The sequence below is a fragment of the Micromonospora sp. CNZ303 genome (assembly GCF_004345505.1).
Window position 1 is genome coordinate 110,500 of record NZ_SLVT01000008.1, and the last position, 14,037, is coordinate 124,536.

At 73.6% G+C, this 14,037-nt stretch carries 10 protein-coding genes and 1 riboswitch; of the genes, 3 read left to right on the forward strand and 7 right to left on the reverse strand.

Annotated elements, in window-relative coordinates; genetic code table 11:
- Window positions 1-262 precede the first annotated feature (262 nt).
- The 5 genes from EV374_RS15070 to EV374_RS15090 all read right to left on the reverse strand — a co-directional run bounded on the left by EV374_RS15070 (window position 263) and on the right by EV374_RS15090 (window position 6,776).
- The gene (locus tag EV374_RS15070) at window positions 263-1,621 is read right to left on the reverse strand and encodes a solute carrier family 23 protein (protein WP_132235743.1); all 1,359 of its coding nucleotides are present in this window, start codon (window positions 1,619-1,621) and stop codon (window positions 263-265) included.
- A 153-nt stretch (window positions 1,622-1,774) separates the two neighbouring features.
- Window positions 1,775-2,998, reverse strand: a complete 1,224-nt coding sequence (locus EV374_RS15075) for a glycosyltransferase family 2 protein (protein ID WP_132235745.1) — start codon at window positions 2,996-2,998, stop codon at window positions 1,775-1,777.
- Window positions 2,940-4,469 (reverse strand): glycosyltransferase family 39 protein, encoded by a 1,530-nt coding sequence (locus EV374_RS15080; protein WP_165947797.1) that lies wholly within the window; start codon window positions 4,467-4,469, stop codon window positions 2,940-2,942. Before EV374_RS15080 ends, EV374_RS15075 begins: the two co-directional genes overlap by 59 nt.
- Window positions 4,470-4,714: 245 nt before the next feature.
- On the reverse strand, window positions 4,715-5,350 hold the full coding sequence (locus EV374_RS15085) for an alpha-ketoglutarate-dependent dioxygenase AlkB (protein WP_132235749.1): 636 nt from the start codon (window positions 5,348-5,350) through the stop codon (window positions 4,715-4,717).
- A gap of 100 nt (window positions 5,351-5,450) precedes the next feature.
- Window positions 5,451-6,776, reverse strand: coding sequence for a polysaccharide pyruvyl transferase family protein (locus EV374_RS15090; RefSeq protein ID WP_132235751.1), 1,326 nt, complete (start codon window positions 6,774-6,776; stop codon window positions 5,451-5,453).
- Window positions 6,777-7,063: 287 nt separating this feature from the next.
- Here EV374_RS15090 and EV374_RS15095 point away from each other — a divergent pair, with 287 nt between their 5' ends.
- The 3 genes from EV374_RS15095 (at window position 7,064) to EV374_RS15105 (ending at window position 10,687) form a co-directional block, all read left to right on the forward strand.
- Window positions 7,064-8,302, forward strand: a complete 1,239-nt coding sequence (locus EV374_RS15095) for an acyltransferase family protein (protein ID WP_132235753.1) — start codon at window positions 7,064-7,066, stop codon at window positions 8,300-8,302.
- Window positions 8,303-8,622: 320 nt separating this feature from the next.
- Window positions 8,623-8,763: riboswitch (cyclic di-AMP (ydaO/yuaA leader) on the forward strand.
- Window positions 8,764-8,992: 229 nt separating this feature from the next.
- A complete protein-coding gene (locus EV374_RS15100) occupies window positions 8,993-9,838 on the forward strand; it encodes a C39 family peptidase (RefSeq protein WP_132235755.1) in 846 nt (281 codons plus the stop codon).
- A gap of 105 nt (window positions 9,839-9,943) precedes the next feature.
- A complete protein-coding gene (locus tag EV374_RS15105) occupies window positions 9,944-10,687 on the forward strand; it encodes an alpha/beta fold hydrolase (protein WP_132235757.1) in 744 nt (247 codons plus the stop codon).
- Window positions 10,688-10,747: 60 nt separating this feature from the next.
- On the opposite strand, the gene EV374_RS15110 is transcribed toward EV374_RS15105, so the two are convergent.
- Together EV374_RS15110 and EV374_RS15115 are read right to left on the reverse strand one after the other, a co-directional pair.
- Complete coding sequence (locus tag EV374_RS15110) at window positions 10,748-12,475, reverse strand: CDP-glycerol glycerophosphotransferase family protein (protein ID WP_132235759.1); 1,728 nt, start codon at window positions 12,473-12,475, stop codon at window positions 10,748-10,750.
- A 36-nt stretch (window positions 12,476-12,511) separates the two neighbouring features.
- The gene (locus EV374_RS15115; protein WP_132235760.1) at window positions 12,512-14,014 is read right to left on the reverse strand and encodes a bifunctional cytidylyltransferase/SDR family oxidoreductase; all 1,503 of its coding nucleotides are present in this window, start codon (window positions 14,012-14,014) and stop codon (window positions 12,512-12,514) included.
- Window positions 14,015-14,037: the final 23 nt, after the last annotated feature.

Genomic DNA, 14,037 nt, shown 5'->3' on the forward strand with positions numbered 1-14,037 from the left:
CTTCCCGTTTCCCGTCTCAGTGCCCTTCCCGTCTCAGTGCCCCGCCTGGCCTGGCCCTGCCGTCCTGGCCCTGCCGTCCTGGCCCTGCCCGTCCGGCCTGCCCCGCGACCTGTCCGACCTGGCTCCGGCCGTCCCGCCGGCGCACTGCTGCGTCGATCATGACGTTGGCTGGCCGGGACCGGACATATCGCACCGCTAACCTCATGATCAACCTTGCGGGGCCGGGGACCTTGGCCAGGGACCTGGGGTGGGGCGGGGTGGGTCAGTGGGTTTTGGTGGGTGGGGTTTTGGTGGGTGGGGTGGTGGGGGTGGAGGTGCCGCGGAGGTGGGCCACCAGGCGCATGCCGTGGTAGACGGTCAGGGCGGCGGCGGTGCCCAGGGCGATGCCGTTGAACGAGAGGTCGCCGGCGGTGAGGGTGTAGTTGGCCGCACCGACGATCACCGCGACCGCGGCGGTCATCAGGTTGACCGGGTCGTGGAAGTCCACCCGGCTCTCGATCCAGATCCGCGCGCCGAGGATGGCGATCAGGCCGTACAGGGCGGTGGTGGCGCCGCCGAGCACGCCGGCCGGCACGGTGAGGATCAGCGCGCCGAACTTCGGGCTGAGCCCGAGCAGCACCGCCGTCAGTCCGGCCACCCAGTACGCGGCGGTGGAGTAGACCCGGGTCGCCGCCATCACGCCGATGTTCTCCGCGTAGGTGGTGGTGCCGGAGCCGCCACCGGAACCGGCGAGCATCGTGGCCAACCCGTCGCCCATGAACGCCCGGCCCATGTCCCGGTCCAGGTTCCGGCCGGTCATCGCGGCGACCGCCTTGACGTGCCCGGCGTTCTCGGCGATCAGGACCAGGATCACCGGGATCACCAGCACGACCGCCCGCAGGCTGAAGCTCGGCGCGTGGAACTCGGGCAGGCCGACCCAGGCGGCGTCGCGCAGGCCGTCGACCGCCTTCGGATCCAGGTCGCCGAGCGCGGCGGCGAGGGCCCAGCCGACCCCCACCCCCAGCAGGATGGAGAGTCGGGCCAGGAAGCCCCGGAAGGCCACCGTGGCGAGCAGGATGGCGGCCAGCGTCACCACCGCGATCAGCGGCTGCGCCTTCACGCCGGTGCCGCTCCCGTCGCCGTCCCAGGCGACCGGGGCGAGGTTCAGGCCGATCAGCGCGACGATCGCCCCGGTGACCACGGGCGGCATCAGCGCGTCGATCCAGCGTGACCCGGCGAGCTGGACGACCAGCCCGACGGCGGCCAGCGCCGCGCCAGCGACGACGATGCCGCCGAGCGCCGGGCCGATGTCGCCGCCGGCCTTGGCCGCCAGCACCGGCGCGATGAAGGCGAAGGACGAGCCGAGGTACGAGGGCAGCCGGTTGCCGGTGATCAGCAGGAACAGCAGCGTGCCGAGCCCGGAGAAGAAGAGCGTGGTGGCGGGCGGGAAGCCGGTGATGAGCGGCACCGTGAAGGTGGCGCCGAACATCGCGACGACGTGCTGCACGCCGACGCCGAGGGTCCTTGGCCAGGAGAGGCGTTCGTCGGGGTGGACCACGTCGCCGGGGCGGATGGACCGGCCGTCGCCGTGGACCGCCCACGCGGACCAACGGGAGCGCGGCTCGGTGGAGGACTGGGTCATGGAACGCCCTTCGCGTCGTGGAGAGGTGACGGGGGCGCAGGTGGAACCCGGGAGTCGTTTCTAGCAGAACCCCACCCCACCTCGTCCGTCACCCTCCCGCGGTCCCCACGTCACCGCGCCCGGGACCTGAGCGCGCCACCGTCGCCCCTGCCGTCACCTGGTGTTGAGGACCTGCTCGCGCCCCGGCCCGGGCTGGCGGATGAGCGCCGGCGCCCGATGCGTCGGTCGCAGGGTGAGCAGGCTGCCCACCAGGCCGGAGAAGAGCACGACCACGCCGAGCGCGATCGCGGTGGCCGCCGGGAGCACCACCCGCAGCGTCTCGCGCGGGTCGAGGTCGCCGAACCCGTCCAGCCCCCAGTGGGCGACCGCCCCGCCGGTGCCCGCGACGCCGACGACGAGCAGCAGCAGGCCGATGGTGACGCTGGTCTCCAGCCGCAGGAAGCGGACCCAACGGTCCGACGTGCGTTGCCGGGCCAACCCCTCCTGCCGGCCGTAGATCTCGGCCAGGCCACCGAAGAGCACGAGCTGTACCCCGACCAGCACCATCAGGCACGCGTACACCAGCGTGGCGACGTCGAGCCGGACCGGACCGAGGGCGAACGGGCCCGGGGTGAGCGCCGCCACGCCGGCCAGCCCGAGCCCGGCGAGCGCACCGCCCGGCCAGACCAGGGTCTTGCGCGGGGCGAACACCAGCAGGAACCGCAGGTGCCGCCAGCCGTCGCGCCAGGTGCGCAGGTGCGGCGGGCGGGACCGGCCGTCGGGCGACAGGGTGGTCGGCACCTCGGCGATGTCGTAGCCGGCCAGCGCGGCCCGCACCACCAGCTCGGAGGCGAACTCCATGCCCGGCATGCAGAGCCCGAGGGCGCGGATCCGCTCGGCGTGGAACCCGCGCATGCCGCAGTGGAAGTCGCGGACCTCGCGCAGCCCGAACAGCCGCCGGCCGAGCCAGCTCAGGACCGGGTTGCCAAGGTAGCGGTGCAGGGGTGGCATGGCGCCCGCGGCGATGCCGCCCCGGAACCGGTTGCCCATCACCACGTCGTGCCCGGCGCGCAGCGCCTCGACGAACGGGCCGAGGTCCGCAAGCGCGTAGGAGTCGTCGGCGTCGGCCATGATGATGTACCGGCCGCGTGCCTCGTCGATGCCGTTGAGCAGGGCACCGCCGTAGCCGCGGATGGGCGCGTGCACCACCCGGGCGCCGGCCCGCTCGGCGATCTCCTGCGAGCCGTCGGTGGACCCGTTGTCGGAGACCAGCACCTCCCCGACCACCCCGCACTCCGCGAGCGAGCGCAGGGCCTTGCGTACGCAGACCTCCAGGGTCTCAGCCTCGTTGAGGCACGGCAGCAGCACCGTGACTTCGATCTCCGGTTCGTTCGTCATGCTTCCCGTTGCTTTCTGCCGTGGTGGGCGCGAGCCGGTCCGGCTCGCCGTCGGCCGGCGCGGGCCGGTCCGTCGGTTGGGGTGCCGACCGCAGGCGCTGCCAGCCGACCGCGGCGGCGATCGGGAGGAACGCCAGCGCCGGCAGGCCGTAGCGGTGGTCGAACATCGAGGTGGCCACGGAGAAGACCATGATTCCGAGGCCGACACCGGCGTACAGCAGGCCGATCATGCTCAGCCGCCGCCGGCCCCGGCGTGGCCACACCGCTCCGACCAGTGCGATCAGCACCATGGCCGCCAGGGCCGGCGGCGGGGTGACCGCGTACCGTCCGTAGCCGTGCAGGAACCGGCTGGCCGCGTTCGGCTCGACGTCCCGCGACGGCGCCGGTTGCCACTGGTAGTCGGGGCTGGCGGTGCGCGGCACGCAGTCGTGGTCCGCCGCCCAGTCGGTCGGCGCGGGTTGCGGTCGCCACCAGTTGGCCAGGCACGCCTCGGTCGGCGCGAGCGGGGCCGACCAGAAGTAGCGGGCGGTGTCCGACGCCACGGCGGCCAGATAGTCGCCGGGCTGCTGCCGGAGCACCTCCCGGGCGAACTCGTCGAGGTCCTCGGGCCGTTCGGCGGCGTGGATGGGGCTGTCCCGGTTCCAGATGTACCAGTCGGGCCTGGGGGCACGCTGGCCCAGCGGCTGCGTCGGGCACAGCTTGCGCAGTCCGGGCCGCAGTTCGAGCCGGTCGCAGTCGGCGATCTGGGCCGTCCGGCCGTAGAGGAACTTCCCGCCCTCCAGGCCGAGCGCGCCCGTGACGGTACCGATGCCGGCGAAGGCGACGCCGAAGAGGACGATGATGCCGAGCAGGTACGCCGCCGGGGCCCGCCAGCCGCGCCACGGTACGAGCAGGAACAGCAGCAGGGCGCCGAGAGCGACGACGCCGGTGGGCCGGGTCGCCATGCCCAGCGCGACGGCGACGCCCGCGCCCAGGCCGGCGATCGTCCCGGGCCGCTCCCGCCACACCAGCAGCAGCGCCGCCACGGCCAGCGCGGTGGTGAAGAGCGTCTCGGTGAGCAGGTACTGCTCCAGCGTGAGCTGGGTGGCGTCGAGCAGGACCGGCGTGGCGGCGAGGGTGGCCAGCCAGGGGCCGCCGCCCAGGCGGCGCAGCAGCAGGTAGGCCGCGACGCCCAGGGCGAGCCCGGCCAGGTGTTGCAGGGCCACCACCGAGGCGACGGTGCCCGTCCATTCGAAGCCCTTGAGCAGCCACGGGTACGTCCACCGGGCCGGCATGGCCGGCCATTCGGCGGCCCGTCTGAGGTACGACCCGGAGTCGCCCTGGAACCACAGCGCGGGCGGGTACGCGGCCATTGTGGTGATCCGCAGCGCGACACCGGCGGCGAGCACGGCGACGAGGCCGACGTGGCGGCGCAGCAGGGCGGGGAGGGAACGCGGACCGGCCCACCGCGCGGTCGGGCGTCCAACGGGCAAGGAAGGCTCCCAAGGACAGCGGAGAGTGATTGGCGCGGTCAAGCTAGCACGATGGACGGTGACGGTGGGTGTACTGACCGGGCACGGCATCCGACGTCCGCGACCCGCCCTCTGCCGTTCACGCGCCCGAAACGGTCGATCCGGCGCTGACCCTGCGGATACTCGTACGAACGGCCGCACCGCGGGCGCCGACCGGACGGTCCGGCCATCCGCTCGGCCGCCGCCGCTCCGGTGGGTAGGGGGGCTCAGGCGACGCCGGCGGGGCGGAACTGGACGCTGACCCGGGGGCCGACGGGCCGGGTGGTCTTGGGTACGGCGTGCTCCCAGGTGCGCTGGCAGGAGCCGCCCATCACGACGAGGTCGCCGTGCCCGAGCGGGAAGCGCAGGCTGGTGCCGCCGCCCCGGGGCCGCAGCAGCAGCGCGCGGGGCGAGCCGAACGAGACGATGGCGACCATGGTGTCGGTGTGCGCGGAGCGGCCCTGGGTGTCGCCGTGCCAGGCGACGCTGTCCCGGCCGCCGCGGTAGAGGCACATGCCGGCGGTGACGAAGGGCTCGCCGAGCTCGGGGGCGTAGTGCCGGGTGAGGGCGGCGCGCGCCTCGGTGAGCAGCGGATGCGGCAGCGGGCGGTGCCCGGCGTACCAGCAGAGCAGCCGGGGCACGTCGACCTCGGCGTCGTACATGGTGCGGCGTTCGGCCCGCCAGGGCACGTCCCGCAGCAGGGTGTCGAAGACCTGGTCGGAGCTGGCGATCCAGCCGGGGAGGTGGTCGACCCACGCGCCGGAGGTGAGCGGGTGCCGGCGCAGCCGGCCGGCCAACGGACCCAGCGACGGCTGCGCGGCGGTGAGGTCGAGCATCGACGGCTGGTAGGCGGCCCCGGTCATCGGCCCAGCGTACCGCCCGTTGGCACAGGTGTACGACGATGGGGGCGGCTCGTCGCCCGTCGGTCACCTGGCGCACACGTCGGCGTTGCCCGACGTCGGGTCAACGGTTCAGGATCCGGCGCACCGGGCCGCCGACGGCCCGCTTCACCCGGCTCCGCAGGCGCTGCTCGCGCAGGGTCTCCGCCTCCGCCTGCAACTCGGTGTTGCGGTCGTGCAGCCACCGGATGCGCTCCAGCAGCGCGGGCGGTGCGGTCGCGGCGGCCGGACGCACGGCGGGCGGGAAGGTGGTGGCCCGCACCTGCGCGTCGAACCGGGCCGCGCTGTCGCCGTCGGCGAAGGCGTTGCCCAGGTCGTGCTTGGCGAGGAAGGCCAGCATGGTCTCGTAGCGTGCCTTGTGGCCGTCGTTGAGCGCCGTGTAGTCCGCCTCGTCGTAGAGCTGGGCGGCGTCCACGTCCGCCGGCACGTCCTTCATCACCCGGTGCGGGATGTCGAAGTAGCGGGCGAGTTCCAGGGTGCGCGAGTCGTGCGCGAAGAGGTAGCCGGGCGTACCGGCGACCAGCGCGGTGATGGTGCCGTGGATCCGGGTGCCGAACGCGAAGTCGAACCCGGAGAGGTAGTCCATCCAGGTCCACGGGTCCACGAACATCCGCACCTTGTCCTCGGTGAACAGCGGGTGCGAGGTGTGGATCGGGATCGCGCTGGACTTGCCCCGGTCCTCGGGGGCGTCGCCGTAGAGCAGGGTGCCGAGCGTCTTGAGGTCCTGTGGCAGGTAGCGCAGGTTCGGATACCGCTCGTGGTGCCGAGTGATGATCTTCGCCATCGACTTGACGTACGGCGAGACGGTGAGCGCGAGCCGGTCGTCCGGCGCCAGCGCCGCCTTCCGCTTCTCCACCCGGAGGTTGTCGGCGTGCAGGAACATCGACGGGCAGCCGATCACGTCGACGGCGGAGAAGCCCAGGGTGCGCAGGTAGCCCTCGGTGATCTCGCCTCGGACGCCGATGCTGGGCGAGCGGTCCAGCACCGCCCGGACGAACCGGGTCACCACGTCGTCGATCGGGCGCAGGTACTCCCGGTCGCCGTGGACGTCGGTCTGTACGCCGACCCCGAGCACCACTACCGGGATCTTCAGCCGCTCGATGAGCTTGGTCATGGCCTCGACGCGGTGGGCGTAGCTGCGCCGGAAGGCGTTGGCCAGCGGCACCACGTAGACGTCGTACCGCTCGTTGATCATGTCGGCGTCGCGCGGGTTGACCTTGAACTCGGTCGAGGCGATCTCGGCGGTGGCGGTGCGCAGCAGCTTGTGTGCGGCGTGGCTGAAGACGAGGTTGCCGTTGTTCTCCCCGATCCAGTTGTGCTCGTAGCTCTCCTCCGGCGAGTAGACGTCAAACGGGCCCTTCTTGGCCCGCATCAGGATCCGCCGATGCATGTGCCCCGCCTCTCGTCGCCTCTGGGTCACGGAATATTAGGCCACCGGCCGACGAGGGCTTAGCCGGCCGTCACCCCCGTCACGGGGACGGGACGCAACGATCGCCCTGAATAGGGCGGAACAGTCGCTTCCGGACGGGACGGAAAGATCAGCAGGAGCGGCGGGTATGGTGCCCGGCGGGCGGTGCCGACCGGAGCCGCCACGGGGCGTCCTCCCGGGACGCCCGGCGACGGGGTCGAGGAGGAGACGTACGTGCTGGTGACCCTGCCGATCGTCGGGATGCCGGCATGAACGCCGCCGCGACCGTCGCGCCGGCCGCCCGGCCCGCGTCCCCGGCCAGCCGCCTGCCGTCGCTGACCGGGCTGCGCTGGGTCGCCGCCCTGCTCGTCTTCGGGTTCCACGTCGCGACGATGGGCATCATCGCCGAGCCCGGCCAGAAGGCCGTCGTGGACTGGGCCTTCGCGCTCGGGCTGTCGGGCGTGCAGTTCTTCTTCATCCTCAGCGGCTTCGTGCTGGTCTGGTCGGCCCGACCCACCGACACCCGTCGGGCGTTCTGGCGGCGCCGGGTGGCCAAGATCTGGCCGAGCCACGTGGTGCTGTGGGTGGCGGCCCTGGCGGTCGCGGCCTGGTTCGCCGACCCCGTGGACCGGTTCGTCGCGGTGGAGAACCTGTTCCTCCTCCAGGCGTGGGACCCGCGGCCGGGCCACTTCTACAGCATCAACACGGTCAGCTGGTCGCTGTCCTGCGAGTTCTTCTTCTACCTCTGCCTGCCGTTGGCGCTGCCGCTGATCCGCCGGGCCCGGCCGTGGGCCCTGTGGGCGGTCGTGGTCGCGGTGCCGCTGCTCATCCTGGCGCTCTGGCCGGCCCAGGCGCTGGTGCCCGAGGAGAGCCGCTGGTGGTTCACCCAGGTCTTCCCGCCGGTGCGGTCGCTGGAGTTCTGGATGGGCGTGGCCGCCGCCGAGCTGATGCGGCGTGGCCGATGGCGCGGGCCGGGCCTGCCGCTGGCCAGCCTGGTCTTCGTGGCGACCTGGGTGGTCGCCGCGCAGTGGGTCCGCGCCGAACTGTGGGCGGCGCTGCTCTCGGTGGCGTACATCCTGGTCATCGCCGCGGCGGCGGACGCGGACGTGCGCGGGCGGCGCTCACCGTGGCGGTCCCGGCCGATGGTCTGGCTGGGCGAGGTCTCCTTCGCCTTCTATCTGGTGCACGTCCTCGTGATGATCACCGTCCTGCGGCTCACCGGCGACTGGGGCGTCGGCTTCACCGGCTGGTGGGGGTTGGCGGTGGTGCTCGGCTTCCTGCTGGTCAACCTGGCCCTGGCCGGGCTGTTGCACCGTCTCGTCGAGACGCCGATGATGCGGCTGCTCACCCCGCGCAGGCCGGCCCGGACGCCGCGGGACGGGGACGGCGCCGGGAAGGGCCCCGGCGGCCCCGGGGCGGCGCCGGCGGACGGGGGCAGCGCCGTGCCGCGCCCCCGGGCCGCCGACCCGCAGGACGGCCACCGACCGACGTACGCCGACTCGCACTGAGCGCCCCGGCGGCCGGAGAGCCCGGGCGACGAAAATCCCGACCGTTTCGGTGACGCCGGTCACCACGTCGGCGAACCGGTCATCGGGCGCGGCCCGGTCGATTCCTGCCGGGGTTTCGGCGCCGATGTCGGCCACTTGTCCCGTTGTCGCCTCAAGGTGCGCGCAGAAGCGGTCGTCCCATTGAGTCGCGTCAGTGGCGAAGTGCCCGCAAAAATTGTTTCCGGATCAAGGTTTAGGCAGGTGGGACGGGGTTGGCAGGGCGCGGGCCGGCCAGTAATGTCGGCGCGTCCGGTGCGGTACCCGATCGCCAGAGGCGACGCCGCGCCGACCCGCCTAATCGTGAACGACGAACCGGGGACCCAGTGCTCGTTGGGGTGAATCCGTGGGCCGTGGGCCCGTGGTAGGGCGTTCTTCCCGCCCGAATCCGTCAGCTAACCCGGTCGGCGGTGTCGGAAGGAGTTCCATCTTCATGCCACACCCGTACACCCCTCGGTTGTGCCGCCGTCTCCACGGCGCCACGGTGACCGCGCTCGTCCGCCCGCAGGTCATGAGCTGACCCACCGGTCACCGTCCGTCGCCCGGCGTCCCGGGCGCATCCCCTGAGTGGTCCACCACCCGCCCGGACGCCCGTCCGCGCGGTCGGTCCGCCCTGCCCTCGGCGCGGACCGACGGCCGCTCACCCCTGAGCCCGTGGAGGAAACCGTGAAGCACCACCTCAAGCGACAGCTGCGTCGCCTCACGTCCGAGCGTCCGTACCAGCTGGCCGCCGCGTCCGCCGCGGCGCTCGTGCTGGCGTCGGGCACAGGCGCGCTGCTGGCCGGAGCCGACGAGGCCCCCGCCGCCGCGCAGGCCCCGGTGGCCGCCACCGAACTGCGGGACGACGCCGCGGCCTCGCGCAGCCAGGCCCGGGTCGCGCCCGCCCCGTCCAGCGCCGCCCCGGCCGCGTCCAGCGCCGCCCCGTCGGCCAGCGCGTCCAGCGCCGCCCCGGACCCGGATCTGACCCGCAAGCCGGCGCCGCCGAAGCCTCCGGCCGCCAAGAGCCTGGACTACGACTACCAGGCCCAGACCACCTTCTACAACTGTGGTCCGGCGGCCGTCCGGCACGCCCTCAGCGCCGCCGGCATCGCGCGCAGCCAGGACGCCCTCGGCGCCCAGCTGGGCACCGACCAGATGGGCACCGACTCGGCCCAGGACACCACCCGCGTGCTGAACGCGACGGTGAAGGGTGACCCGTACCGGACCCGGATGATCCCCGGTGGCGCCGCCACCCCGGCCCAGATGGACCGGCTCCAGGCCGATGTCGTCGCGGCCATCGCCGACGGGCGGGGCGTCGTGGTCAACGTCGCCGGCAGCGCCACGGACACCGACGGCGGCTGGCACTCCTTCCCCGGCGGCCACTACGTCGCGGTGGTCGGCTACCAGGACGAGGGGCGGCTGGTGAAGATCGCCGACTCGGCGAACCCGGCGACCGCGTCGTACTGGATCAGCACCATCGCCCTGGCGAACTGGGCCGCCACCCGCGGCTACTCCGCCTGAGCGACGTCCTCGGGCGTCGGCTCCCCACCCGGGGGGTCGGCGCCCGATGTCGTGTCCGGGTCACGGCCCTCGCCCGCGGCGTCCGACGGGTGGCACACTGCGCCCATGGTCGATGAGTCGGGTGACCGGGACGGCCGGCGGGTGCTCCTGCTCCTGCACGGCATGGGCGCGACCGGCGACGTGTGGCTGCCCTGGGCGCCGCTGCTGGAGCGCCGGTGGGCGGGGCGGTGGCTGGCGCCGGACCTCGCCGGCCACGGCTGGTCGCCGCCGCTGCCGGAGTACTCCTTCCCGGGGCTGGCCGCGCGGATCGCCGCGGGGCTCGCGGCGGGGGACCGGCTCGTCGTGCTGGGGCACTCCCTCGGCGGGGTGGTCGGGCTGGCGCTGGCCGCCCGGGGTGCCGGGCTGCCCGTCGACGCCGTCGTCGGGCTCGGCATCAAGGCCGTCTGGTCGCCGGCGGAGCTGGCCAAGGCGGGTGAGTTGGCGGCCCGGCCGGTGACCTGGTTCGCCAGCCGGGACGAGGCGGCCCGCCGCTACCTGCGGGTGGCCGGCCTGACCGGGCTCTTCGCCCCGGACCACCCCGTCGTGCAGGCGGGGCTGCGGCAGGTCGACGGCCGCTGGCGGCTGGCGATGGACGCGGCCGCGTTCGGCGTGGGCGCGCCGGACCTGCCCGCCCTGCTGGCGGCGACCGACGTGCCCGTGCTGCTGGCCCGCGGCGAGCACGACCCCATGGTCACCGACGCCCAGCTCACGGAGCTGGGGGTGCCGGTGGCGGTCCTGCCCGGCCTCGGGCACAACGCCCACGTCGAGGCCCCCGAGGCGGTCCTGGACCTCGTCGAGCCGTACCGCTGACGGCGCGCCGGCCGGCCCGGAGGTCCGCCGTCGCGACCGCTGTGCCTGGCTGCCGGGGCGTCAGGTGGCGGGGGAGAGGGTCGCCTCGTCCGGGTCGAGCGGCAGGCCGGTCGCGCCGCCCGTGCGCGGGGCGGGCGTCTTCCCGCGCTCGTCGAGCTGGCGCCGTGCGGCCTCCAGGAACGCCTCGGCGTACGACTCGGCGGGGAAGTCGCCCAGGTAGCGGCTCCGGGTGGCCCACCGCGCCGAGGCCAGCGGATCGGTGTCCAGCAGCGCGGTCAGCACCTCGTCCACGTTCGCCATGTCGCGCCGCAGCACGTAGCCCGACCCGGCGAGCGGGAACTGCTCGGGGAACCGGTCACCGGAGTCCACCATGTCGGTCACCGCGTACGGCTTGCCGGAGTAGAGGTAGTCGGAGATCACTCCGGACACGTCCGAGACCAGCGCGTCCGAGCGGTTCACGCACTCGGTCAGGGTCAGCTCCCGGCTGGCGGCGGCCCCGAACACGTGCTGCCGGCCGCTGCGGGCCCGGTCGGCGGCCAGCAGTTCGGTGAGCCGGCCCAGCTGCCGGGCGGAGGCCGGGTTCTGCGAGGTGTACGGGTGGGCCCGCAGGATCACCGTCGCGCCCCGGTCGAGCAGCCGGCGCAGCAGCGTCTCGGCCACCGGCAGGGAGCAGTAGTTCGCGTCCGCGTTGTGCCCGGTCCAGGTCGGTGTGTAGAGCACGGTCGGGTTGGCCCGCCCGCGCGCCGGCTCCGGGCGCACCTCGATCGACTCGACCTGCGGGCGGCCGACGACGACGAACTTCTCCGCCGGGATGTCCACCCCGGCGCGGGCGTACCGGTCGATGGCGGCCTGGCCGGCGACGAAGATCCGGTCGAAGATCGCCGAGACCGGGTTGGCGCTGGGGGCCTTGTCGCTGTCGCCATGGTGCAACTGGACGTGGGTCAGCTGGGTGAAGCGGATGCAGTGGCTGTTCTTCGCGCCATGGTTGACGTAGAACGCCACCCGCAGGCTCGGCACCAGCGCCTCGTCCATCGCCTTGGTGGTGGGGCAGTAGACGACGGGTGCGCTGGTGGCCGCGGCGACCAGGGGCAGCGACTCCGGCTCGCGCACCATCACCAGGAACGGCCGGCCGATCCGCTCCAGGTACGGCAGCCACATGGTGACCTGGTACTCCGAGCCGGGCGGCGCGGAGAAGTGGAGCAGGAACTCGGGCTGGTGCCGGCGCAGCGCGCGGGACACCGCCGAACCGCCGGCCCCCGGCCGGAACTTGCGCCGGGCGAGGTCCAGCCCGACCGCCGCGGCACCGGCGGCGACCAGGGCGACGGCCGCCAACGCGACACCGGCCGGCAGGCCCACGACGGCCGCCAGCGCCAGCAGGGCGAGCAGCCCCGCCAGCGCGTCGCCGAGGCGGGCGGCGACCAGGGGCGTCCACGAGCGCACCGGCAGGTTCGCGGCGCGCACCTCCAGACCGCCGGCGTCGCGGAGCGGGTTGACCAGCAGCACCAGCCCCAGCAGGGCCAGTGCGGTCACGGCCAGGGCGGGATCGAACCCGGCGTCGAGGCGGCGGGCGTAGCCGACCAGGATCGCCGCCGCAACCAGCGCGGTCTCGGCGGAGTTGTCGGCGCCCGGGCGCACCCGCCGTTCCCAGGTGGCCGCCGCGAGGGCGGCCACGGCGAGCCCCAGCCCCCAGCCGGTCGCCCCGGTCAGGGCGACGACGAGGAACGCCAGCACCGCCAGGCCGGTGGCCAGCGCGCGGGCGAGCAGCTTCCGAACCAGGTCACCACGCATGTCGGCTCCGATTCCCGCCGTGGCCCGAAATCCGCGTCAGCCGGCGTCGGCCGGGCTGGCGTCCCGCTCCACCCGCGTCGACCCCGGCTGGGCCGGCACCTCGCCGGGCGCACGACGCACGTCGATGACCTGGCCGGTCAGGTCCGAGATCAGCACGTCCAGCGACGCCTGCGCCACGGTCTCGGCGGCGAGCAGGGTGTGCTCCGGCTCCTCGCCGAACGCCTTGGTGCGCATCGGCGTCGCGGTCCGCTCCGGGTTGACGCAGTTGACCCGTACGCCGAACTCCGCCCACTCGTCGGAGAGCGCCTGGGTGAGGTTGACCAGGGCCGCCTTGGTGGAGGAGTAGAGCGCGTAGTCGGCGCGGCCCCGGGTGTACGAGCTGGAGGTGTAGAGCAGCAGCTGGCCCTTGGTCTGCTGGAGGTAGGGCAGCGACTGGCGGGCGACGATGACGGGCCCCACGAAGTTGACCTGGAGCACCCGGTCCATGGTCTCCTGGTCCATCTCGGACAGGGGACCCTTCTCCAGGATGCCGGCGGTGACCACCACGTGGTCGATCCGGCCGGTGGCCTCGAAGGCGGTCTTCAGCGCCGCCTCGACGTCCTCGGCGCGCTCGACGTGGGTGCCGGTGCTGGAGCGGCTGAACGGGAAGACCTGCGCACCGTAGCGGCGGGCCAGCTCGGCGAGGTCGTGGCCGATGCCGTAGCTGCCGCCGAAGATCACGATGGTCCGGCCGGTCAGCTCCTCGGTGTAGCTGCGCTCGTCGGTCACCCGGGGCGCCTGCGCGGCGGCGAGCTGGAACAGCTTGTCCGCCAGGTGCACGTCGACCGGGTGGGTGACCTTGATGTTCTCGTCGGAGCCGTCGATGACCTTGATCGGGGTGCCGGGCAGGTAGCGCAGCACCACCCCGCAGTCGTCGGTGGCGGCGAAGTGCGGGTCGTCCTCGGCGAGCCGGTAGGCCTTGCGGATGGTGCCCGAGCGGAACGCCTGCGGGGTCTGGCCCCGGCGCAGCGAGGAGCGCACGGGGATGTCGGTGATGCAGTCGTTCTCGTCGACCTGGACGATCGTGTCGGCCGACGGGATGGCCACGTCGACCGCCGAGTACGTCCAGAGCGCGTTCACGCACTCCCGCACGATCCGGCCGCTGACCAGGGGCCGCACCGCGTCGTGGAAGAGGATGTTGCAGTCGCCCTCGCCGACGGCGTCGAGCGCGATCCGGGTGGTGGCGTTGCGGGTGTCGCCGCCCTCGATCACCTTGGAGACCTTGCGGAAGCCGGCCTTGTCGACGATCTGCTGGGCGTCGGCGACGTGGCCCGTGGCCATCAGCACGACGATCTCGTCGATCTCGGGCGCCGCCTCGAACACCGCCAGGGTGTGCTCGATGATCGGCTTACCGGCGATCTTCAGTAGCTGCTTCGGGATGCCGAGGCCCAGCCGGGTCCCGGTACCGCCGGCCAGCACCACCGCCACCGTCCGCGAGGGCCGCCACGGCGCCGGGGTGTCCGGTGCGGCGTCCGGGCCAGTGGTGTGGTCCTGCGTCATTGCCGAATCCTCACTCTCGGGGA